General features: G+C 61.1%; 20 protein-coding genes. 12 read left to right on the forward strand and 8 right to left on the reverse strand.

Annotated features, from left to right (window positions below; translation table 11 throughout):
* Positions 1-42 precede the first annotated feature (42 nt).
* A complete protein-coding gene (locus QQK95_RS04605) occupies positions 43-690 on the reverse strand; it encodes a BON domain-containing protein (protein WP_284269453.1) in 648 nt (215 codons plus the stop codon).
* Between the two features lie 412 nt (positions 691-1,102).
* Between QQK95_RS04605 and QQK95_RS04610 the strand changes: the two genes are divergently transcribed.
* From QQK95_RS04610 to QQK95_RS04620, 3 genes are all read left to right on the forward strand, one after another.
* Complete coding sequence (locus QQK95_RS04610) at positions 1,103-1,966, forward strand: nucleotidyltransferase family protein (RefSeq protein WP_284269455.1); 864 nt, start codon at positions 1,103-1,105, stop codon at positions 1,964-1,966.
* Entirely contained in the window at positions 1,966-2,409 is a 444-nt protein-coding gene (locus QQK95_RS04615; protein ID WP_284269457.1) for a DUF3775 domain-containing protein, read from the forward strand. Before QQK95_RS04610 ends, QQK95_RS04615 begins: the two co-directional genes overlap by 1 nt.
* A 360-nt stretch (positions 2,410-2,769) precedes the next feature.
* Positions 2,770-3,309, forward strand: a complete 540-nt coding sequence (locus QQK95_RS04620; RefSeq protein ID WP_284269459.1) for an Hsp20/alpha crystallin family protein — start codon at positions 2,770-2,772, stop codon at positions 3,307-3,309.
* A 147-nt stretch (positions 3,310-3,456) separates the two neighbouring features.
* On the opposite strand, the gene QQK95_RS04625 is transcribed toward QQK95_RS04620, so the two are convergent.
* Both QQK95_RS04625 and QQK95_RS04630 read right to left on the reverse strand, forming a co-directional pair.
* On the reverse strand, positions 3,457-3,654 hold the full coding sequence (locus QQK95_RS04625; RefSeq protein ID WP_284269461.1) for a hypothetical protein: 198 nt from the start codon (positions 3,652-3,654) through the stop codon (positions 3,457-3,459).
* Between the two features lie 658 nt (positions 3,655-4,312).
* On the reverse strand, positions 4,313-4,483 hold the full coding sequence (locus QQK95_RS04630) for a hypothetical protein (RefSeq protein WP_284269462.1): 171 nt from the start codon (positions 4,481-4,483) through the stop codon (positions 4,313-4,315).
* A 266-nt stretch (positions 4,484-4,749) separates the two neighbouring features.
* Here QQK95_RS04630 and QQK95_RS04635 point away from each other — a divergent pair, with 266 nt between their 5' ends.
* From QQK95_RS04635 to QQK95_RS04655, 5 genes are all read left to right on the forward strand, one after another.
* Positions 4,750-5,304, forward strand: a complete 555-nt coding sequence (locus QQK95_RS04635) for a Spy/CpxP family protein refolding chaperone (RefSeq protein ID WP_284269464.1) — start codon at positions 4,750-4,752, stop codon at positions 5,302-5,304.
* Positions 5,305-5,364: 60 nt separating this feature from the next.
* Positions 5,365-6,012 (forward strand): hypothetical protein, encoded by a 648-nt coding sequence (locus tag QQK95_RS04640; protein WP_284269466.1) that lies wholly within the window; start codon positions 5,365-5,367, stop codon positions 6,010-6,012.
* 342 nt (positions 6,013-6,354) lie between these two features.
* A complete protein-coding gene (locus tag QQK95_RS04645; protein ID WP_284269468.1) occupies positions 6,355-7,062 on the forward strand; it encodes an ABC transporter ATP-binding protein in 708 nt (235 codons plus the stop codon).
* A gap of 4 nt (positions 7,063-7,066) precedes the next feature.
* Positions 7,067-9,430, forward strand: a complete 2,364-nt coding sequence (locus tag QQK95_RS04650; RefSeq protein WP_284269470.1) for an ABC transporter permease — start codon at positions 7,067-7,069, stop codon at positions 9,428-9,430.
* 4 nt (positions 9,431-9,434) lie between these two features.
* Positions 9,435-10,631, forward strand: coding sequence for an efflux RND transporter periplasmic adaptor subunit (locus tag QQK95_RS04655; protein WP_284269472.1), 1,197 nt, complete (start codon positions 9,435-9,437; stop codon positions 10,629-10,631).
* A 339-nt stretch (positions 10,632-10,970) separates the two neighbouring features.
* Here QQK95_RS04655 and QQK95_RS04660 read toward each other — a convergent pair whose 3' ends face one another.
* A complete protein-coding gene (locus tag QQK95_RS04660; RefSeq protein WP_284269474.1) occupies positions 10,971-11,807 on the reverse strand; it encodes a universal stress protein in 837 nt (278 codons plus the stop codon).
* A gap of 163 nt (positions 11,808-11,970) precedes the next feature.
* On the opposite strand from QQK95_RS04660, the gene QQK95_RS04665 reads away from it, so the two are divergent.
* The 3 genes from QQK95_RS04665 to QQK95_RS04675 all read left to right on the forward strand — a co-directional run bounded on the left by QQK95_RS04665 (position 11,971) and on the right by QQK95_RS04675 (position 13,780).
* The gene (locus QQK95_RS04665; protein WP_284269475.1) at positions 11,971-12,369 is read left to right on the forward strand and encodes a c-type cytochrome; all 399 of its coding nucleotides are present in this window, start codon (positions 11,971-11,973) and stop codon (positions 12,367-12,369) included.
* A gap of 199 nt (positions 12,370-12,568) precedes the next feature.
* Positions 12,569-13,213: a helix-turn-helix domain-containing protein gene (locus tag QQK95_RS04670; protein WP_284269476.1), complete on the forward strand. Its 645-nt coding sequence runs from the start codon at positions 12,569-12,571 to the stop codon at positions 13,211-13,213.
* Between the two features lie 51 nt (positions 13,214-13,264).
* A complete protein-coding gene (locus QQK95_RS04675; RefSeq protein ID WP_284269477.1) occupies positions 13,265-13,780 on the forward strand; it encodes a GNAT family N-acetyltransferase in 516 nt (171 codons plus the stop codon).
* Here QQK95_RS04675 and QQK95_RS04680 read toward each other — a convergent pair.
* The 4 genes from QQK95_RS04680 to QQK95_RS04695 all read right to left on the reverse strand — a co-directional run bounded on the left by QQK95_RS04680 (position 13,777) and on the right by QQK95_RS04695 (position 20,191).
* Positions 13,777-14,976 (reverse strand): acetate/propionate family kinase, encoded by a 1,200-nt coding sequence (locus tag QQK95_RS04680; protein ID WP_284269479.1) that lies wholly within the window; start codon positions 14,974-14,976, stop codon positions 13,777-13,779. The two genes, QQK95_RS04675 and QQK95_RS04680, sit on opposite strands and share 4 nt — an antisense overlap.
* A 51-nt stretch (positions 14,977-15,027) precedes the next feature.
* Positions 15,028-17,451, reverse strand: a complete 2,424-nt coding sequence (locus QQK95_RS04685; protein WP_284269481.1) for a phosphoketolase family protein — start codon at positions 17,449-17,451, stop codon at positions 15,028-15,030.
* 118 nt (positions 17,452-17,569) lie between these two features.
* Positions 17,570-19,171: an MBL fold metallo-hydrolase gene (locus tag QQK95_RS04690; RefSeq protein WP_284269484.1), complete on the reverse strand. Its 1,602-nt coding sequence runs from the start codon at positions 19,169-19,171 to the stop codon at positions 17,570-17,572.
* A gap of 12 nt (positions 19,172-19,183) precedes the next feature.
* Entirely contained in the window at positions 19,184-20,191 is a 1,008-nt protein-coding gene (locus QQK95_RS04695; RefSeq protein ID WP_284269486.1) for a universal stress protein, read from the reverse strand.
* A 445-nt stretch (positions 20,192-20,636) separates the two neighbouring features.
* Between QQK95_RS04695 and QQK95_RS04700 the strand changes: the two genes are divergently transcribed.
* Positions 20,637-21,284 carry a VOC family protein gene (locus QQK95_RS04700; protein WP_284269544.1) on the forward strand — a complete coding sequence of 216 codons (648 nt, stop codon included), beginning with the start codon at positions 20,637-20,639 and terminating at the stop codon, positions 21,282-21,284.
* The last annotated feature ends 100 nt before the right edge of the window (positions 21,285-21,384 follow it).

Here is a 21,384-nt window from a genome sequence, read left to right on the forward strand (position 1 = left end):
CGCGGCGGCCGCTTGAGCCGCCGCGTCAACCGGGCCGAGCCATCAGACAATCGCAATCCGGTCTTCCACCACCCGGACGCCCGGCGACGACCAGGCGGCGCGTTCCGCTGCCTGGCGCTCGGACCAGGCCTTGACCTTGCCCTCAAGTGTCACCCTGCCATCCTGCACGTTGACGCGGATCGCCTGGGCTTCGATTTCCGCATCACGCTTCAGCGCATCCTCGATGCGCTTCTTGACGTCGGGCACCGAGGCACGTGGGGTGATTTCGATCTGATTGGCAACGCCGACGACGCCGGCCAGCCCGCGCACGGCCTCGGCCGCCGCGTTCTTCTGGTATTGCCATTCAACTTTCCCGGTCAGCGTGATCCAGCCGTCCTGGACCCTGACCTGCACCTTGTCCCTCGGGATGGAGACATTCCAGGTGACCGCATCGACCGCACGCCTGGCGATCTCGTCGTCCGCGGTCCCCTTCTGTCCAATCAGCCGGACTTCGATTTCCTCGGCGATACCCTTCACGCCCTTGACCCGCTTGACCACATTTTCGGCGGTGGTCTTTTCCCAATAGGAAGAAACATGTCCGGTAAGGGTGACGATGCCGTCTTCCACGGCGACGCCGATGTGGGCGGCGTCGATGCTCGGCTCGAACTCCAACTCATCGAGAATATTCTGACGCAATGTTAAATCCGTCATGGTCTGTCTCCTGTTGTACGGGGGCTTTCACCCCACCCAAAACAAAGCACCCTCGACAGAGCCTCACATTGATCTGGCTCAACAGTTGGCGACTTTCGCTTGCCCTGCTGTCCGCAACGGTCCGATATGGCCGCCCACTCGTCGAATGGCTTCCCCTCACCCTGCGTGATCCACCGCTGCCATGACGCTGGTGTCCAACGCTCCAATCGGCGGGGAGTCATTCGAGCCTTGAGTGCGAACCGGCGCATGCCTCCTTCTATCCGGTTTCGAACGCCGATGGATTGATGCGGGTCAAGGATACAAGGCGTCGAATGGCCTAGGAGAGCCAAATCGACACTCTTGAACTCCTGCGCCGAGGAAAGTCATGCCGGAGCCGCTCCAGACCGCGATGCCAGACCCAGGCGTCAAGCCCATGACGACGATGGCGACGACACCACTCCCCGAGAACATCGGGGTTGCCGGCAAATTCCGGGATTTTGCCGATCTCCTCGATAGCCAGGGCGCTGACGGTTTCCGCGCACAGGCCTGCAGGAGGGCGGCAGATGTTGTGTCGAGGCTGGAACGGCCCGTGAGCGAAGTCCTGGCAAGGGAGGGACGTGACGGGCTCGTCGCCCTCCCGGCAATCGGAACAGGCCTGGCGGGGGCGATTGCCGAGATCGTTGCGACCGGGCGCTGGTCCCAGCTGGAGCGGCTGCGCGGCGAGATGGAGCCGGAGGCGCTGTTCCGCTCAATCCCCGGAATCGGACCACGATACGCGCACCGCCTAGCCGAGGACGGTCAGCTCGAGACCCTCGAAGACCTGGAGAAGGCGCTTCATAGCGGGGCGCTTCGTATCAAGGGTATCGGTCACAGGCGCAAGGAGATGCTGGCGGCAGCCCTCGCCGAGCGGCTGGGCAGGGTTCGCACAAGAAGGGCATATCAGCCCCAACCCCTGCCGCCAGTGTCGATGCTGCTCGAAGTCGATCACCTGTATCGCGAAAAGGCAGCGGCCGGCGCTCTCCGCAAGATTGCACCGAAGCGCTTCAACCCGAAAGGCGAGGCCTGGCTGCCGGTGCTGCATGCGCGACATGACAAGTGGCATTTCACCGCGTTCTTCTCGAACACCAGGCTGGCGCACGAACTGGCGAAGACGCGCGACTGGGTCGTGATCTATTTCCAGGCAGAAGGCCAGCCGGAAGGACGCTGCACGGTCGTCACCGAAACACGTGGACCGATGCTCGGCAAACGCGTCGTGCGAGGACGCGAAGACGAACAGCAACTGAAGGAAACGGTATGATGAAAAGGGTCGCAAAGCGTGTTGGCGATGGCGAAACGGAACTCGAAGTCCCCCTCGACACCGTATGCTTCATCATCATGAAGGCGCGTGAATTCGATGCCAAGGATCCGGTCACTGAACCCAACCCCGCCTCCAATCCTTCCGACGATCGGTCCGCCGCGATCCTGGAGGATCATGCCGACGACCCGGTTCTTGAAGAACTGCAATCGCTGATTTCCGAGCTTTCGTTCGACGCACAGATCGACCTGGTCGCCCTGATGTGGCTGGGCCGCGACGATCATTCGGCCGATGAATGGCGAAGTGTCCGCCAGCAGGCAATCCAGGCTTATAACGAGCATGTGGCCGACTATCTCTGTGGGACGCCATTGCTCGCCGACCATCTTGCCGATGGACTGTCGACACTTGGCTACTCCTGCGCCGAACTTGAGCGCCAGCACCTTTGATCATCGGACTGCCTTGTGCTGCCGAGAGCCGGTGCTTCAACCCGTCGCGCAATCTTTTGGCGACCGCGGATTTCATTTCGCTCCGGCGGACGGCCTTTTTCTCTCGCCATTGATCCCAATCAATGAGCTTCCCGCGTGCAGCGGCTCTAATGCAGTTCTTGCTAGGTCGAGCCAGACTGGGTGAAGCGGGCGCGATAGATCGCGGTAAGGCCGCGGATTCGCGAAGCAATGAACCAATTCGGCAACGACACTTGGCAAGCGGGTTCGCTGACCTCCAGCTCTAGCGCCTCTTGGGCGACCTAAAGGTGGAAGAGTGGAGGCGGCGATACCTGCCGATCAACTCACCAAAGGAGAAGAACCATGGCTGAAGCTGCCACCAAACTCCCCGTCAAGACAGAGAAAGGCACTGCCCCTGCCCGGTCCGACAACTGGACGGCACCGTTCGAGAACCTGCGTCGCGAAATCGACCGGCTGTTCGACGACTTCCACGCTTTGGATTTCCGGCTGCCCTCGACCCGCTCCCTTTTCGGTCGTGAACTGCCGTCGCTGCGCGGCGCGGACTGGCCGGTGGCGCCGGCGATGGACCTCGTCGAAAAGGAAAAGCAGTATGAGATCACGGCCGAGCTGCCCGGCATCGACGAGAAGAATGTCGAGATCAAGCTCTCCAACCACACGCTGACGATCAAGGGCGAAAAGAAGGAAGAAAAGGAAGAGAAGGAGAAGGACTATTATCTGTCCGAGCGCCGCTACGGCTCCTTCCAGCGTTCGTTCCAGCTGCCTGAAGGCGTCGACGCCGACAAGATCGATGCAAGCTTCACCAAGGGCGTGCTGACGGTGAAACTGCCCAAGACCGCCGAAGCCCAGAAGGCCGAGAAGAAGATCACGGTCAAGGCAGCGTAACCTGCGTGGTGACCGTTGTTCGTCTCAGCGCGTCAGTCCGGCGCGCTGAGACCTTCCCTAAAGGCGATATGCCAAGCTGCGTTTGGTTGGCTACCCTGTCGGGATAGCACAGCTATTTCGAGGTGGGGCCGCGCTGGCCGCGCCATATCAACGCGATCGTTTGACGACATTTCCTGGTTCGCCGGGCACGCGGGACTGATCGCGAGCTTGGCTTTCGGCCATTTCAAGCTTCTTCTGCTCCAACGCCAGCAAGCCTTCGATAACACGCCTTTGTTCGGGATTTGTCTCGCGCGCGAGCAAATCCTGGAAGTGGGTGATGTTGGCGCGAGCAATGAACCGGTCCATGACATACCTCGATTGCCAAGCAAAGGCATGGTACACCCAAGTCCGTGCCGCCCAAAGCCATTTGCGGCCATTGCAGGTGGGCCGCGGCAGGCTAGGTGAAATCCCGTAAGGACCAAACCGAGTTTCACAATATCAGATATTGCGCCATTGATGTCATTAGCAGAGGCGGATCGCCGTTTCGATCTTGGTGAAATCAGCTTCATCATCGAAGAGCGTCTTGCCCTGCGTCTCAACCCAGAGCAGTAGGCACACTCAACATGTCGGGCGTGCGCAGTAGCGAGATGATGAAATGGCAGAGCCTGTGGAACGTGGCAGCCCAACTGCGAGAAACTCCACCGCTGATCGCCGTGCGGAAGGCATTCACGTGCCAGGCAAGCAAGATGCCCGGTCTTTGGATTTGACCTGCGTCAAGGACGCTTTGGCCGTTCCTTCCAAAAATGAATCCATGTGGCAACCAATATCGACCGCCCCTTTTGATCGGGATTTGGAATTGGCCGTCATGGATGGCGACGGTGCTCACGCCCTCGTTTTTCCCTGCAGGCGCATACTGACAGGCTGGACCAAGTCGGCCACGAAGGAACGGGTGGACATCTCACCTACGCATTGGAAAACATGGGAACCTGACAAGACAGATGTCTAGCGGCATTGCCGCGTTTTTCTACTTGTTGCTGTCCCCGTTTGTTCCCTTGTCGGCCTCCTCGGCCTTTCGGAGCTTTTCTTCTTCTTTCTCCAGCAGGTCAAGCAACGCCTTCCGCTTTAGTTGATCTTGCTCCTCTGCCAAGCGCTGGCGAAAATGCTCGATATTCAGGCGCGCGATCCGCTTATCCACTCGTCACCTAAGCAGCCGCAGCGGCTTCCCTCTTCGTCTGTGCACTCACATATCACAGCCAAATCGCCCGCGTCTAATTCCGCCGATGCGTCCGTCCCCAAGGCATGCTTCGTCAGACCGCTCTCTTCGAATGCTCCCTCAGCAATCCGCCACCCGCGGCCATGCCGCATCGAAGGGGGTGCCGGCGCCCATTGATGCAGGTCAAGGCCTTCAGCAGTGCATGTGATTTCTTTGAAACTTGGAATCCGCTGTGAAGGAGACGACCGATGTTCAACTTGCGCAGTACTGTTGCCGCCGGCCTGATGCTGAGCCTTGTCGCGATGCCGGTTGTGGCCGGGGCTGAAGATAACGATTCCAGTTGGTGGCCTCGCTGGGGCATGGGCCGCATGATGATGGGTCAATGGGGCATGGGCGGCCCCATGGGTGGCTATGATTCAGACCAGATGCTCGATCGGGTCGACGGACGCCTCGCCTTCCTCAAGACGGAACTGAAGATCACCGAGGAGCAGATGCCCTCCTGGGACGAACTTGCCGGTGTCATCCGTAGCACGGCCGAGTCTCACAACGCGTTGATGCAGGACATGCTCAAGGAATTCCAGGACGGCGAGTTCGTGAAGAAACCCCTGCCCGAGCGACTGGCCTACCAACAGAAACATCTCGAAGCGCGTCTGGAACAGGTGAAGACCGTGAGAGCAGCGGTCGAGAAACTATACGCAAAGTTGAGCGCGGAGCAGAGACGGGCCGCCGACGAGATCGTTCTGCCGATGATGGGCATGGGGATGGGGCGCTCGGGCATTGGTCCTGGAATGATGTCCAGATAGCTTCCATTGCGTCCTGATCGCGGCAACGATTGAGCCGGAAATCGCGGAGAAACTGAACGCATGTTCGTCGTACTTCGCCTTTTGACTGCGCTAACTCTGCTCGGCGCCAGCCAGGGCTCCGGCTCGACGATCTTTCCGACGGGGGTGGCATACAGCAATTGGGCCGACGAAAGCGAAGAAGCACGGGTATGCGAGATCGTCCTCGACGTCAGCAACCCGCCATCGCGGGAAGCCGTCAAGTTCATAACGATTGCCGGCTACAACAAATTCGACGGAACGCTTCTAGCCGGCTTTCTGATGGGCGCAGCCGACCTCACCACATCAGGCACATATCAAATAGTGGGGATTTCAGACGCTGCGTTCAGCTCGCGCACATTCAGTTCGCTCGGCCATTTGGACTACGAATACTATGACGACGGTACCGTCATGGCGACGACTCAAAACCCTCTTGTCGCCGCGGCTTTCATCAGGGCAGTGATTGCCGGGGTCTATGAAGTGCATTTTGCCCGCCCAGGTTCAAACGCCGAAATGCGAACCTACAAGATTGCGTCCGCTCCAGGGGAATCCGTAATCAGCAATTTCATGCACTGCATGGATGGCCTCGCCGTCGAGTCCCACCGCACTCAATCAGATGCATCGACAAAAGGAAGCCCGCTGCCGGAGGGAGGTGGCAGCGGGCTCAGCAACGCGGCGGATCAGGGAGGATAACCCGTCGCTTCCCATGTCAGGGGAGAACATGGGTGATCCGCATATAGGAAAAATATCCTACCGAACAAGGGCGCGGCCGTGACGACTACGCCGCTCGCGTTCGCAAAGTGCTCGGTTGGGAACCCGCGGAGCATGGCGACATCGTGCGCACGGAACTGGGGTCGGCCGCGGCAGCGCGCTGAAGCGCAGACCTCCTCCCGCGGACGACCAACCTCCCGGCCTGCTTGAGTTGCTCCAAATTCTGTTTTCCATCCGGCAGGCCCGTCGGCAGGTTTGACGAACATCAAGGTTTCCAGTCGCAAATGCCGCGACTGTCGGCGGGATACACAAGGCCCGCAGAGCATGCAGTCTCCGATTTTTTCTGCCCATGGGATGACCAAGGTCTACCGCTCAGGCGAGGTCGAGGTGTTCGCCCTTCGCGGTGTCGATCTCGACCTCTATGAGGGGGAGATAGCAGTTCTCCTTGGGCCGTCAGGCAGTGGCAAGTCGACACTGCTCAACATTATGGGCGGGCTTGACCGTGCGACCGCAGGGGAGGTCCGCTTTCGCGGCCAGGATCTGACCACGTTCTCCGAGAGACAGTTCACCCGCTTCCGGCGTGACCATATCGGTTTTGTGTTCCAGTTCTACAATTTGATCCCCAGCCTCACCGCTTGGGAGAACGTCGCACTGGTCACCGAGATCTCGTCCAATCCGATGAAGCCCGATGAAGCGCTGGAGATGGTCGGCCTCAAGGATCGCATGGCGCATTTCCCCGCCCAACTGTCCGGCGGCGAGCAGCAAAGGGTGGCGATTGCCCGTGCAATCGCCAAACGCCCGGAAGTCATGCTGTGCGACGAGCCGACCGGCGCGCTTGATTCGGAGACAGGCATTCTGGTCCTCGAAGCGCTGTCGCGGATCAATGAGGAGATGAAGACGACCATGGCGATCATCACGCACAATGCCGGCATCCGGCAGATCGCGCATCGCGTCTTCACTTTCAAGGACGGGCGCATCGCCGATGCTGCCGTCAACGACCAGCGGGCGCGGCCCGCCGAAGTAAGCTGGTAGCGCCGTGTCGATCCTCGATCGCAAGCTTCTGCGCGATATCCTGCGGATGTGGGCGCAGGTCCTCGCCATCGCGCTTGTCATGGCCTGCGGCGTTGCGACCATTGTTATCGCAGTCGGAGGCTATCGCTCGCTGGAGCAAACCCGGACGGCATTCTACGACCGCTACCGGTTTGCCACCGTCTTCTCGGGGCTGACGCGCGCGCCCCTTCACCTTCGCGAACGCATGGCATCGATCGCGGGGGTCAGCGGCCTCGAACTGCGCATTGTCAAGCCGGTCTTGTTGGACATGCCTGGCATGGCCGAACCGGCAACCGCAATCGCCGTCTCCATCCCCGACCGCGGCGTGCCCGCTGCCAACAGGCTTTACCTACGCATCGGCCGGCTGCCTGAATCCGGACGCCCCGGCGAGGTAGCGGTGACTGAGCGCTTCGCTGCCGCACATCGCATGGCACCCGGCAGCACGTTCGACGCCATTCTGAACGGCCGCAAGCGGACGCTCACCGTCACCGGCATCGTACTCACGCCCGAATACATCTACGCGCTCGGCCCTGGCGACATGGTGCCGGACCCGCGGCGCTTCGGCGTCTTCTTCATGCCGCGAGCCGTGCTTGCCGGCATCTTCGACATGGACGGCGCATTCAACGATGTTGCCATACGCACCCAGCGCAGTGCTGACATCCAGGCGATCGAGGACGCGGTCGACCTTGTCCTGAAGCCATTCGGAGGAACCGGCACGCATGGGCGTGCCGACCAGATATCCCACGCCTTCCTCGACAATGAGCTGGTCCAGCTTCGCGCCATGGCCACCGTCATTCCACCGGTGTTCCTGTTTGTGTCGGCCTTCCTGGTCAACATGATCCTGTCGCGCTTGATCGTGCTCGAGCGCGAACAGATCGGGCTGATGAAGGCCGTTGGCTACGGATCGGCGGCAATAGGCTGGCATTATGCCAAGCTGACGCTGGTGATCGCGTTGATCGGCATCGCCATCGGCGCCGGCGCCGGCAACTGGCTTGGCCACGGCCTCACCACGCTCTATGCGCGGTTCTTCTCCTTTCCTTTCCTCATCTTCCAGCAAAGCGTCGATCTCTATGCCATCGCCGCCGCCACAAGCGCACTGGCAGCGCTGTTGGGCGCGGCGCGGGCGATCTGGAGCGTCGTGGCGCTTCCGCCGGCAGTCGCCATGCAACCGCCCGCCCCGGCCCGATACCGGGCCTTCCTCACGAGCGACGGCAATCTCCTGTCGGCTTTCTCGCAATTGACCATCATGGCATTCAGGCATCTGGTGCGCTGGCCCGTGCGCTCGTTGCTGACGACATTGGGGACCTCTCTTGCCGTCGCTCTCCTGGTCACGGCGCTATTCTCCTTCGATTCAATAGCGTTCATGGTCGACACGGTTTTCTTCCGCGCCGAGCGACAGGATGCGACCTTCTCGTTCGGTGTCGACCAATCGCCGCGCGCCCTGCAGTCTGTCGCAGCCATGCCGGGCGTACTGCGCGCGGAGCCGTTCCGGGCAACGGCCGTGATCCTGCGCCATGGCTATCGTGAGCGCCGGCTGGTGATCTCGAGTGTTCCCCGACAGGCGGATCTGGCGCGGGTTCTCGATCTCAATCTCGATCCAATTGACCCGCCGCCAACCGGCCTCATGCTGTCCGAAAGGGTGGCCTCGCTGCTCCATCTGCGTATCGGTGATCTGGCCGAGGTCGAACTGCTCGAAAAGGCGCACCAAATGGTCCGCGTTCCCGTGACCAGCATCGTCCAGAGCTATGTCGGGCTCGCCGTCTACATGCGTGCCGAGGCGCTCGACGAGCTGGTCGGCGGCGGACCACGCATTTCCGGGGTCAGGGTAGCGATCGATCCGGCACGCCTTGGTGACCTCTACACAGCCGTCAAACAGACGCCCGTTATCGCTTCAATCGCGCTGCAAGGCATATCGCGCCAGCGCTTCCGCGAGACAATCGGTGAGAACATCACGATCATGACCAGCGTCTACACGGCGCTTGCCGTCATCATTGCCTTCGGCGTCGTCTACAACTCCGCCCGTATCCAGCTTTCCGAGCGCGCCCGCGAACTCGCAGGCTTGCGCGTGCTCGGCTTCACCAGGAGCGAAGTTTCGAGCGTCCTGCTCATCGAACTGGCCAGCATCGTCGCTTTGGCGCAGCCGCTTGGCTGGATTCTCGGCTATCTCTTCTCGTGGTCGGTCGTCAGGGGCTTCGAAAGCGACCTCTTCCGCATTCCGTTCGTGGTGAATCGGTCCACTTTCGCGCTTGCCAGCCTGATCGTGCTCGCTGTGGCCACGCTTTCGGCGCTGATCGTTCGGCGTCGTATCGACAGCCTTGACCTCGTGCGTGTCCTCAAGACAAGGGATTAGTCCGATGAAGTCGACCTGGGTCAAACGCGTCGGACTTGCGCTCCTTGCCATTGCGGTCGTCGCAGGCTTCGGCTGGGCTCTGCGGGCGCAGCCGGCGTTGGTGGATTTGGCCGAGGTGATCGCAGCGCCGATGCGAGTCACGGTCCGTGAGGACGGTATGACGCGCGTGCGCGACGTCTACACGGTATCGGCGCCGATTGCCGGTCATCTGACGCGCACGGTGGTGAACGAAGGCGACTTGGTGAAAGCGAACAATACCGTTGTTGCCGCCATCCATCCGCTCGACCCACCCCTTATCGACCGGCGCGCGGAGGCCGAACTGATTGCCAGCCGCGACGCGGCGCGCGCTGGTGTCGGTGTTGCCGAGATCGACTTGCAGCGTGCGCAATCGGCATTGAGGCTGGCGGAGGACGAACTGGCTCGGACAATCAAATTGTTCGGATCCGGATTTGTCTCGGAGAGCGCCTTGCAGAGGCTCACAAACGAAGTCGATCTGCGGAAAACCGCAGTCGATGCGGCGAAAGCGGTCATAGGACTCAGAAATGCGGAACTTGCGAACGCCGAGGCCCGCCTGCTGCAGCCAGATCCGGCGGATCCGACCGGTGAAAGCTGCTGCGTCAATCTTCTGGCTCCCATCGACGGGACCGTGCTTTCCGTCATGGCGAGGAGCGAACAAGCCGTCACGGCCGGCGCCAAGATCGCCGAAGTAGGCAATGTCCACGATCTGGAGATCGCTACCGACCTGCTGTCGGCTGACGCGGTGCGCATCACCCGCGGGACAAAGGCTGAGATCACTGACTGGGGCGGGGATCATGCACTGCGCGCTGAAGTGAAACGCGTCGATCCAGCCGCATTCACCAAGGTTTCCGCACTCGGGATCGAGGAGCAGAGGGTTACTGTCGTCCTAGACTTGGAAGACACGGATGCCCGACTCGGCCACGGCTATCGGGTATTTGTCGAAATGACCGTCTGGGAGTGCGCCCGTTGCGTCCAGGTGCCGATCGGGGCGCTGTTCAGGAACGGCGACAGGTGGAACGTCTTCGTTGTCGATGGCGACCGCGCCAAGCAGACCGAAATTGGTATCGGTCATATGAATGACGATACTGCGGAAGTGCTGACAGGCCTGAAGCCCGGCTCGAGCGTCGTCGTCCATCCGTCCGACACCCTTGTCGACGGTGGCCTGGTGAAGCGACGCGACTGAAGTCGATGTCTGACAGAAAGGTCGAATGGATGCGAGCTCCCTTGGTGTCGCCCCGACGCTCGACGAACAGCGCGAATGCGAAGGAACTGCTCTGGGGCCGGATCAATCCCTTGCCCATCGCCGCATGCTTGCTTAATCTTGACCAAGCACGTCGACTGGCGGAACCTGGGGCTCTGGAGCCCCGGGCCGGAAACGCCTCCGACTTCGAGCCTGCAGGCTCATGTTTTTTCGGGTTCGATCGAGCACTCGCCCGGTGTTGAGGCGAGCAGGAAAAAGGCCGACGCGGGTTCATTGCCAGCAAACCATCCAAGAATGCCGCCGCGATGTCCCGGTCAGACTTCATCGCGCCATCAGGACAGGCAGCGATTGATCTTCAAGCATCGATTTGGTTACGCCACCGAAGATGCGTTCGCGCAATCGCGAATGACCATAGGCGCCCATCACCATCAGATCGGCTGCGATATCGACAGCGTGCTGTCGAAGAACGTCAGCGACCGAATGGTTTGAACTCGGCAGTCGGTCGACCGTAACCTTCACGCCGTGCCGCGCGAGATAGGCGGCGGCATCGGCACCAGGTTCCTGACCGTGGTGGTATTCGTCCTCAACGGGGTCGACCATGACGAGGCGCACCTGGTCGGCTCCGACTAACATTTCGAGTGATTCACGGACGGCGCGCGATGACTCGAGGCGAGCATCCCACGCAACCAGCACCCCTTTCGGCTTCAGTGTCGGGCGTCTCCCCGATGGAACGATCAGCAGCGGCTTCCCGGACGAAAACAAGGCGCCCTCGATCACCTTGTCTTTCAGCGTCTCGCCGGCGAGCAACTCCGGCCCGATCACCATAATGTCGGCGTAGCGTGCACGGCGACCGATTCTCTCGTCTGCCCCGCCAACCTCCGGATATTCGCTGGAGACATCGGCCGAAAGCGCTCTGCCGGCGAGAAAAGCCGACACGGCAGTCACTCGCTTCTTCAAGAGCCTCTCATCGGCCTGCCGCTCCTTCAGCCAGTCCTCCGAAACGATTGCCGCATACTCTCCGACTGGCGGCGGCGCGGCGATGGCAACAGCAAGAACGGCAAGATGAGCACCAATTTCGTCGCAAAGGTCGGCAGTGAGGTTGAGATCGTCGTCGCCCATATGCGGCCCCGTAACCGTAAGGATCGTCTTGAAAGCCATGGCAGTTGCTCCTGATCTGGGCCAAATTCCGTGACGACGATAGCCGGACCGTTCGGCGCGCTCATTGCGCTGAATCAAGACCATGCGGACGCGCAATTGATCCGGATCAACATGTCTGCGGATTGACGCGGTAGGCTCAGCCGATCAATCGGCGGATGCGCACATGAGACTTCTGATCGCAGCAACCCTGGCGACCCTGGCCTGCGAAGCGTCCAGATCGCAGGAGATGAGTTACGGCCAGGCAGAATATCTGAACTCCTGCGCCGTTTGTCACGGCATCGACGGCAAGGGTGACGGTCCGTTGCGCAACCTGCTGGTCAAGCGGCCGGCCGACCTGACGCATCTTTCCCAACGCAATGGCGGGACGTTTCCCTATTCTAGGGTCTTTGCAACAATCGACGGTCGCTATGCCGTATCAAGCCATGGCAACCGCGAGATGCCTGTCTGGGGTCGCGAATTCCTTGAAGACGATGCCAAAACCTACGGCCCTAGCGGCGGCGAGGTGGTGACCACGGAACGCATCCACAACCTGGCGGGTTACATCGCGACACTGCAGCATTAGACCCAGGCACGGCGGCTCGCCGAGATGACGTGCGGCCCAATGGATTGCGTACGTTCGAGGCCGGCATGCACCGGCCAATGTCGACGTCTCCGCTGCCGCCCGGGGCCTGCCTAGGTAGTTTCCCCTAGGGACATAACCGAATTTCGGCGCCCGTCGATTTGCGCGATTGCTGTGCCACGGATCAACCGGGAAGACAGCCATGCAAGCCTACACCTCCTCCAGGATTTCATTGTCGCCGCATCTGGCTCAGCCCGCCCTGCCAGCGACACTCGGCTCCGGACCGGTCCAGCCGATCAGCTTCTTTCCAGCCGGATCGGAAATCTATGCCCAGGGCGAGAAGGCTGGTGCCTTCTATCAAGTCGAATTCGGCGCCGTGCGCATCTACCGCCTGCTTGCCGATGGCCGCCGGCAGATCAGCGCCTTCCATCTTGCCGGAGAGACATTCGGTTTCGAAGCCGGCGCGACGCACCACTTCTTCGCCGAAGCGATCAATGCCACCGGTGTTCGCGTTTTCCGCCTCAATGCCGGGGCGGACATGTCGCATCAGTTGCTGCCCCTGGCGCTCAAGGGGTTGACCAGAGCCCAGGAACACCTCCTCGTCCTGGGTCGCCAGAACGCCATCGAACGCGTGGCCGCCTTCCTGGTCGACATGGTGGAGCGCCAAGGCCTGCGGCAGGTGGAACTTCCGATGTCGCGCATGGACATCGGCGACTATCTCGGCCTCACCATCGAGACCGTGTCGCGGGTTTTCACCCGGCTCAAGGACAAGGGCGTGATCCGCCTGCTCAACCTGCGCAGCGTCGAAATCCTCAAGCAGGACGTGTTGCAGACCATGGGCGAATGAGCCCTCAAGCAGACAGCGTGACGTCAGCCTCAGATCAGGGACCCCATTGTCATGAGCGACACACTTACCACCCACACCGGATTTCGCTTCGAAGTGCGTCGCGCGCGCCCTGAAGACGAGCCGACGCTGGCCGAGTTCTTCACGCATGTGACCCCTGAAGACCTGCGCTTCCGCTTTCTCGGCGCGGTGAAGGAGGTCTCGCATGAACGGCTGGTGGCGATGACGCGTTCAGACGACGCGCATATCCATAATTTCGTGGCCTTCTCGACCGACGGGATGTTGATCGCCGTTGCGACGCTGGCAAGCGATCGCGCCGACCGAACCGGCGAGGTCGCGATCTGCATTCGCGCGGATCGCAAGCATCTGGGCGTTGGCTGGGAACTGCTCGCCCATATCTCGAAATATGCCGAAAAACTTGGCCTCGAAGCGATCGAGTCGATCGAGAGCCGTGAAAACCGTGCCGCGATAGAGGTCGAGCGCGACATGGGTTTCACCGTCACGACTGACCCCGACGATGCGACGCTCGTCCTGGTTCGGCGGGAACTAGGGGCGCGCGCAGCCTGTTAGAGGCCCGGTCCATCCTGGTTCCCCAGAGATCGCAAGATCGACATCTCCGCCGCGACAGCACGTTCTTCATCCGCTGGAATGACAAGGACATCGACGCTGGAATTGCGATTGCTGACAACTTCCTCGCCTCTTCGATTTCGCTCCTCGTCGAGGCCGACTCCAAGCCAGGCCGCGGCGGCGCCGATCCTTTCCCGGACCAACGGCGCGTTTTCGCCAATGCCGGCCGTGAACACCAGCGTGTCCAGTCCTCCCATGGCTGCGGTCAGCGATCCTATCTCGCGCCCGATCCGGTAAACGAAAAGATCGACAGCCTGAGCGGCAGCACGGTCGTCTGAGCCGATTAGAGTCCGCATATCACCAGATACTCCGGACACGCCGAGCAGGCCGGACTGCTCATAGAGAAGCGTGACCAGTTCGTCCCCAGACAGCCGCCGGTCCTGCAGCAAATGGAGGATGATCCCCGGGTCGAGCGCGCCGCAACGCGTGCTCATCACCAGACCGTCCAGGGTCGAAAATCCCATCGTCGTGGCGATACTCTGCCCCGCGTCCATGGCGCACAGGCTGGCGCCGCTGCCGAGATGGGCGACGATGGTGCGACCTCCGGCGCTGGCGCCATAGCGGTCACGCAGCTTCGAAGCGATATGGCTGTAGGACAGACCGTGGAAACCATAGGAAACGATGCCCGCCTCGGTCATGGCGCGCGGCAGCCCGTAGATTTTGGCAAGCTCCGGCCGGGTCGAATGAAACGCCGTGTCGAAGCACCCTATCTGGAGGGCCTTCGGCAGGAGTTCAGTGGCCAGCGCGACAATCTCGATATTGATCCGCTGATGGATCGGCGCCATCGGCTCGAGCAGGCGCAGGGCTTTGAGCGTGCGTTCGTCGAGCCGCGTTGCTTCGGTGAAGTCACGCCCACCGTGAACGATCCTGTGCCCTACCCTGTCGATGCGGCGCAGGAGATCGTTTTCGGCGAGCACAGAGGCAACGACGGCGAACGCCTTGTCCATATCGATCGGTGCTTCGTCCAGGCTCCTATCGATCTTCGGCCTGCCGGCCGCGGCCTCGACGCGCAGCCGTGGTCGATGGCCGAGGGAGGAGACATTGCCGCGCAGCAGCACGGGGAGTTCCTCGCGCCTCTCGAAGACGGCGAACTTCAGGCTCGAAGAACCGCCGTTCAAGACAAGGACCGCATCGCTCATGAGGCCATCCGACATGTCTCCGTCCCTAGCTGCTTGCGGACGGGCATCAACTCAGTCTGGACGCTTCGGCGCCGCATCAGGATCCTGCCCCCACTTCCAGTCGAGAATCTCCGGCATATCCTGCCCATGGGCGCGAATATAGGCTCGATGCTCAAGCAGCTTGCTTTCCATCTTCTGCTTCAGGCCGACGCGCACGCGCCCCAATTGCGGAACCCAGTCCAGGACGCTCTGGACAATGTGGAAGCGGTCGAGGCCGTTCATCACGGTCATGTCGAAAGGCGTCGTCGTCGTCCCCTCCTCGTTGTAGCCGCGCACATGGATGTTGTCGTGGTTGGTGCGCCGATAGGTCAGGCGATGGATGGTCCAGGGATAGCCGTGATAGGCGAAGATGACTGGCTTGTCCGTGGTGAACAGCGCATCGAACTCGCGATCCGAAAGGCCGTGCGGATGAAATTCCTTCGGCTGAAGCGTCATCAGGTCGACGATATTGACCACCCTGATCCTGAGATCGGGAACCTGTCGCCTGAGGATCTGAACGGCGGCCAGAGTCTCGAGGGTTGGCACATCGCCAGCGCAAGCCATCACCACGTCGGGCTCGGCGCCATCGTCTGTTGATGCCCAGTCCCAGATGCCGATCCCTGCCCTACAGTGGACGATTGCCTTGTCCATCGACAGCCACTGCCAAGACGGCGGCTTGCCGGCGACGATCACGTTGATGCGATTCCAGGTCTGCAGCACATGGTCGGTCACGCACAGCAAGGTGTTGGCATCCGGTGGCAGGTAGACCCGCACGATATCGGCCTTCTTGTTGAGAGCGACGTCGATGAAGCCGGGATCCTGATGGCTGAAGCCGTTGTGTTCCTGATGCCAGACATGGCTCGACAATAGATAATTCAGCGATGCGATCGGCCGCCGCCAAGGGATGTCGCGGCAGGCATCCAGCCATTTCGCATGCTGGTTGAACATGGAATCGACGATGTGGATGAACGCCTCGTAGCAGGAAAACAAGCCATGGCGCCCAGTCAGCAGGTAGCCTTCCAGCCAGCCCTGGCAGGTATGCTCGGAGAGGATTTCGAGAACCCTGCCCTCGCGCCCAAGATGAACGTCTTCGGGCAGGATCTTTTCCATCCAGCCGCGCTCGGTGACTTCGAACACATCCTGAAGACGGTTCGAGGCAGTCTCGTCCGGGCCGACAATGCGGAAGTTCTTCCTGGCCTCGTTCAACCGCATGACGTCACGCAGGAAGCTGCCCATGACCCGCGTCGACTCGGCCTTGACCGCACCGGGACGCTCCAGTGAAACGGCGTGGTCATGCAAGGCCGGCAGATCGAGAGACTTGCGTAGCAGGCCGCCATTGGCATGCGGGTTGGCACTCATACGTCTCATCGCCCGCGGTGCCGTGGCGCGGATTGCCGCGACAGGAGCACCGGCGGCGTCGAACAGTTCCTCCGGCCGATAGCTTTTCAGCCATTCCTCGAGCAGCTTGAGATGGGCGGGATTTTCGGCAAGGCCTGACAAGGGAACCTGGTGCGAGCGCCAGAAGCCCTCGGTCTTCAGACCATCGACCTCTTTCGGTCCGGTCCACCCCTTGGGGGTCCGCAGTACGATCATTGGCCATTTTGGTCTTGGCGCGGTCGGGGCTAGTCCGTTGCGTGCGGCATGCTGGATAACCTTGATGCGATCGAATGCATCGTCGAGCACGCTCGCCATCCGCTCATGCATCAAGGCCGGTTCGTGGCCCTCCACGAACAGCGGCTCATAGCCGTAGCCGGCAAACAGCGCGCGCAATTCGTCTTCGGGAATGCGGGCCAGAATGGTTGGATTGGCGATCTTGTAGCCATTCAGATGCAGGATCGGCAGAACCGCCCCGTCACGCGCTGGATTGAGGAATTTGTTGGAATGCCATGCGGCTGCCAGTGGTCCCGTTTCAGCCTCGCCGTCACCGACGACACAAGCGACCACGAGATCCGGATTGTCGAAGGCCGCGCCATAGGCGTGCGAAAGCGAATAGCCCAGCTCGCCACCCTCATGGATCGAGCCGGGCACATCCGGTGCTGCATGGCTCGGTATGCCGCCGGGAAACGAGAACTGCCGGAACAGCTTGCGCAGCCCCTGCTCGTCCATCGCAATGTCCGGATTGAGCTCGCTGTAAGTGCCTTCCAGATAGGTATTCGCAACCATTGCCGGGCCGCCATGACCGGGCCCGCAGACATAGATGACATTTGCGTCCCTCAGGCGGATGACGCGATTGAGGTGCGCATAGATGAAGCTCAGGCCTGGCGACGTTCCCCAGTGGCCGAGGAGACGCGGCTTGACATGCTCCAGCCGCAACGTTTCGCGCAGCAACGGGTTGTCGAGCAGGTAGATCTGGCCGATCGTCAGATAGTTGGCGGCGCGCCAATATGCATCGATATCATGCAGCTCGCGATCCGACAGAAGTCCGCCGGAAGCTGGTATCGTCGTGTGCTCGGTCATGTCTGGCTCCCATCCTGTTGGCGCCCTGTCGCCGGAGCGCGGCATGGGCTGTGGTCGTCGATCCGCAGCGAATGGAGACCAACGCGTTCGCGTACTTTCCGTTCATCGCTTTGCGACCCTACGCGTCCGTGTCTTCCAGCGCCCTGCGCATGCGCCTGATGACCGCTGCGCGACCCCTTTCGTCGGCGGCGGCACTCACCGCTTCGTTTACGTCCAGGAGAAGCCTTGAAAGGTCGTTGTGCCAGTCGAGGCGGGCAATCTTCTCCGATCTCAGACGGCGTGGTTCGTTGAGCTCGATCACCAAACTGCCGCTGGGGGTTAGTTGGAAGGCATCATCCAGCCTTGGGATGATGATCTTGTCGTCGGGTATAAGTCCTGCAAGCCTTCCACGCAGGCCGCCCAGACCAGGGTCCTCTCCATGTGTCAGGAACACCCGCTGCTTCACAGGCGTTCGGGCCCTGAGCCAGGCGACCAGCTCGCTCGCATCAGCGTGGCCGGAATAGAGCTCGAACAGGCTGATATGTGCCTTGACCTCGACTTCCTCGCCCTGGATGCGAACACGCCGCGCCCCATCCAGCAGGATTCTGCCCAGCGACCCCTGGGCCTGATATCCGGCCATCATGACCGTGGCGTTCCGGCGCCAGAGATTGGCCTTGAGATGATGGCGGATGCGCCCCGCATCGCACATGCCGCTGGCGGCGATCACCACGAAGAAGCCGCTCAGGCGATTGATCGCCTTGCTCTGCTCTACCGTCTCGGTGAAGCGCAGTTCCTTCGAGTTGAGCGCCTGGCGCAGTACATCACCCTGTTCGATCTCATTGGCATGCCGCTCGAAAATCGCGCTGGCGCGTGTTGCCAGCGGCGAGTCGACGAAGACCGGCGCTGACGGCACCTGCCCCGCTTGCATGAGCAAATACAGATCGACCAGCAGTTCTTGCGTCCTTTCGACAGCGAAGGACGGAACGATGAGGGGCCCGCCGGCCTCGGCTGCGCCACGAACGATATCGCCGAGCAGGGATCGCCGCTCTTCTGGCGAAACGTCCGGGCGATCGCGGTCGCCATAGGTCGATTCGCAGATCAGATAGTCGACGCCTGCCGGCCCCTCGGGATCGGTCTGAAGCAGCTTGTGGCCTGGGCCGATGTCGCCCGAGAACATGATGCGCAGCGGCCCATCGCGCTGGTCGATCTCGAGCTCCACCGATGCCGAACCAAGCAGGTGGCCCGCGTTCCAGAAGCGGGCGCGAAGGCCATCGGCGACGGTGGTCCATGCGCCGTATTCCAGGGCGCGAAACAAAGTCATGCATGCGGCCGCATCGTGCAGGCTATAGATCGGTTCAACCTGCGGCCGGCCGCGCTGTGCGTTGCGCCGGTTCAGGTGCTCCACCTCCATCTCCTGGATATGCGCCGCATCCGGCAACATGACCGAGCAAAGGTCGATAGTGGCGCGGGTCGTATGGATTGGACCGGAAAAACCTTGCTTGACCAGTTTCGGCAAAAGGCCGCTGTGGTCGATATGAGCATGAGTCAGGATGACAGCGTCAATCGCGTCCGGTGGAAACGGCAACGCACCATAGTTCAATTCCCGCTCGGATTTCGACCCCTGGAACAGGCCGCAGTCGATGAGCACCCGCCAGTGCTCCGTTTCGATCTCATAGCATGAGCCGGTGACGCCATGAGCCGCGCCGTGGAAGCGCAGGACAGGATCCGATTCGCCTTTCATTGCGCCACCACCTTAGTGCGAGAGCAGGACAGGCAGGCGCAAATCCGTGAGAATGTCTTCGGTGGCTCCGCCAAGCACGAAGTCCCTGACGCGAGAGTGGCCGTAGCCACCCATGACCAGCAGCTTGCCGCCGAGCCCGAGGGCATGCTCCTGGAGGGCAATTCCAATCGAACGATCCCCTGCCTGGATGGAGGTGGCCCCGGCCACCACACCGCGCGTCCTTAAACCCAGGGCAAGGCGTTCACCGATACCGTGCCCGGGAAGCGGCTTTTCGTCCGTGACGGTCACGACCGTGACCGTCGAAGCACGCTCCAGGAACGGTCGCGCATCGGCAACGGCCCGTGCCGCCACCCGGCTGCCATCCCAGGCGATGACCACATGGTCCAGCACCCCAACCTCCGCGGAATCCGGAAAAATCAGCGTCGGTCGACCCGACCCGAACACGACCGCCTCGGCTGTCATTCGTGCCGTTTCGTTGTCTGACGCCCATCCGACCAGGCAGATGTCGAAGTATCGGCACTGCTCGGCCGCGGTATCTCCCATAAAGGCTGGCGGCGCGGCCAGTTCCTGCGTGGTGAGGGTCACGCCCGCCCGCATCGCTTCTTGTGCAATCGCCTCCAACAAATCCTTGCCACGCTTGCGGCTGCTCGCTTCGACCTCCTGTATCTTGTAGGGAAGATCCAGCAAATATTTTGAGAGCGCGTTCGAAACGTCGGGAATGTCGACATTGATGACGGCGGCATGAAGCGCTGCGTCGATCGGCTTGACGAGCGCGACCGCACTCGACGCGATACTCGGAGAATTCCCGTCCGGATAGGTCGCCAAGGACAGGGATGCGATCAATTTCATCAGATTCACCTTCGATGCCTGCGGCAACGGCCGATCGGCCACCGTTTCCACCATTTTTTGTAATTGCAGTGGACAGGGTGAGCTTTGATCCAACGCAAATACCCCTCCAACTGGACCGATAGTGCCGGCACGGCTGTTGCTTTGATTGTCGGCTTGGTCGTTCGTTGCCAATCGAGGACCGCATGAACGTCAGGCCGGGTATGCTCAAGGCGGAACTCTGCTGCGTGTCGAGCAAGGAGAATCGAGTCGGAAGGCGGATCAATTGATCCGGCGCAAACCGGCGATGCATGGTCTTCGCAATCGAGGACGAGAACCCTGCTCTCGCGGGCCCGCCCGCAACTATGTGCCGCCAGATTTGCAGAATGCGGCCTTTGCAACAAGGTCTGCAATGGAACGCCCTCTGACGCCCGAGTGCCGCAGTCGGTGCCAACAGCCGCGTCACTGTCGCATTTCTAACTCGCCGGCGGCGTCGCATCCTAGCGGGGTTGACATGACCGATAGCCGCCGTTGACAATCCGCCGTCGACACTGGCACTGTCACGTAGTTGCCGTAGGGCGCACCGGCCGAGGCCGAAGGGGCAATGCCCACCTACGATGTGCAAACCGTAGTCGCGCCCATGCCAAACCTCGAAAACCTGAAGAAGCAGGCAAAGCAATATCTGCGCTGGCATCGTGATCGATATCATCCAGTCGCAGCCGAGATCAGAGCCGCTTTGCCGCGGTTTCGCCACCTTGATGACAATCAGGTGCTGGAAGCATCGTTCAGGCTCAGCGATGCGCAGGAGCTTGTAGCTCGCCAATTGGGTTTCGAGGGATGGCAGGCGCTCAAAGCAGGAGCCCAGGCCATGAACACTCAACTCAAGCACGCGATGACACCACCGGTCCTCAGCGGAACCGAAGCTCAGCTTTATGTCACCGACCTCAAGGCGTCGTGCGATTTCTTTACGTCGAAACTCGGGTTCACGGTCGACTTTGTTTATGGTGACCCGCCGTTCTACGGCATGGTCAAGCGTGACCATGCTCGACTTTGCATGAGGCTTGTTTGCGAGCCGGTCTTTGTCGGAAATATACGCCAGCGCGAGCACCTTCTGTCGGCGTCGATTACCGTCGACGCCGCAGCGGAGATCAAACAACTTTTTTTGGAGTACCAAGCCGCCGGTGTGGGCTTCCATCAAGGACTGAAGAAAGAACCCTGGGGCGCGAGGAATTTCATTGTCCTTGATCCCGACGGCAATCTCATCTTGTTCGCGGGGCCTGCCGATTGAGCGCAGCTCTTGCGCCTCTGGCGATGGCGTTTGCCCCGCCATCGTCTTTTTCCGCTTGGGATCGCACACCGCCCTCCCCGGCATGTCGATGTGACTGCGT

Source organism: Mesorhizobium huakuii (genome assembly GCF_030160235.1).
GTDB lineage: Bacteria > Pseudomonadota > Alphaproteobacteria > Rhizobiales > Rhizobiaceae > Mesorhizobium > Mesorhizobium huakuii.

Bases quoted from the DNA above. Each gene is read 5' to 3' on its own strand.
- QQK95_RS04605 (WP_284269453.1), bottom strand. From the start codon at position 690: ATGACGGATTTAACATTGCGTCAGAATATTCTCGATGAGTTGGAGTTC.
- QQK95_RS04610 (WP_284269455.1), top strand. From the start codon at position 1,103: ATGACGACGATGGCGACGACACCACTCCCCGAGAACATCGGGGTTGCC.
- QQK95_RS04615 (WP_284269457.1), top strand. From the start codon at position 1,966: ATGAAAAGGGTCGCAAAGCGTGTTGGCGATGGCGAAACGGAACTCGAA.
- QQK95_RS04620 (WP_284269459.1), top strand. From the start codon at position 2,770: ATGGCTGAAGCTGCCACCAAACTCCCCGTCAAGACAGAGAAAGGCACT.
- QQK95_RS04625 (WP_284269461.1), bottom strand. From the start codon at position 3,654: ATGGACCGGTTCATTGCTCGCGCCAACATCACCCACTTCCAGGATTTG.
- QQK95_RS04635 (WP_284269464.1), top strand. From the start codon at position 4,750: ATGTTCAACTTGCGCAGTACTGTTGCCGCCGGCCTGATGCTGAGCCTT.
- QQK95_RS04640 (WP_284269466.1), top strand. From the start codon at position 5,365: ATGTTCGTCGTACTTCGCCTTTTGACTGCGCTAACTCTGCTCGGCGCC.
- QQK95_RS04645 (WP_284269468.1), top strand. From the start codon at position 6,355: ATGCAGTCTCCGATTTTTTCTGCCCATGGGATGACCAAGGTCTACCGC.
- QQK95_RS04655 (WP_284269472.1), top strand. From the start codon at position 9,435: ATGAAGTCGACCTGGGTCAAACGCGTCGGACTTGCGCTCCTTGCCATT.
- QQK95_RS04660 (WP_284269474.1), bottom strand. From the start codon at position 11,807: ATGGCTTTCAAGACGATCCTTACGGTTACGGGGCCGCATATGGGCGAC.
- QQK95_RS04665 (WP_284269475.1), top strand. From the start codon at position 11,971: ATGAGACTTCTGATCGCAGCAACCCTGGCGACCCTGGCCTGCGAAGCG.
- QQK95_RS04670 (WP_284269476.1), top strand. From the start codon at position 12,569: ATGCAAGCCTACACCTCCTCCAGGATTTCATTGTCGCCGCATCTGGCT.
- QQK95_RS04675 (WP_284269477.1), top strand. From the start codon at position 13,265: ATGAGCGACACACTTACCACCCACACCGGATTTCGCTTCGAAGTGCGT.
- QQK95_RS04680 (WP_284269479.1), bottom strand. From the start codon at position 14,976: ATGAGCGATGCGGTCCTTGTCTTGAACGGCGGTTCTTCGAGCCTGAAG.
- QQK95_RS04685 (WP_284269481.1), bottom strand. From the start codon at position 17,451: ATGACCGAGCACACGACGATACCAGCTTCCGGCGGACTTCTGTCGGAT.
- QQK95_RS04690 (WP_284269484.1), bottom strand. From the start codon at position 19,171: ATGAAAGGCGAATCGGATCCTGTCCTGCGCTTCCACGGCGCGGCTCAT.
- QQK95_RS04700 (WP_284269544.1), top strand. From the start codon at position 20,637: ATGCCAAACCTCGAAAACCTGAAGAAGCAGGCAAAGCAATATCTGCGC.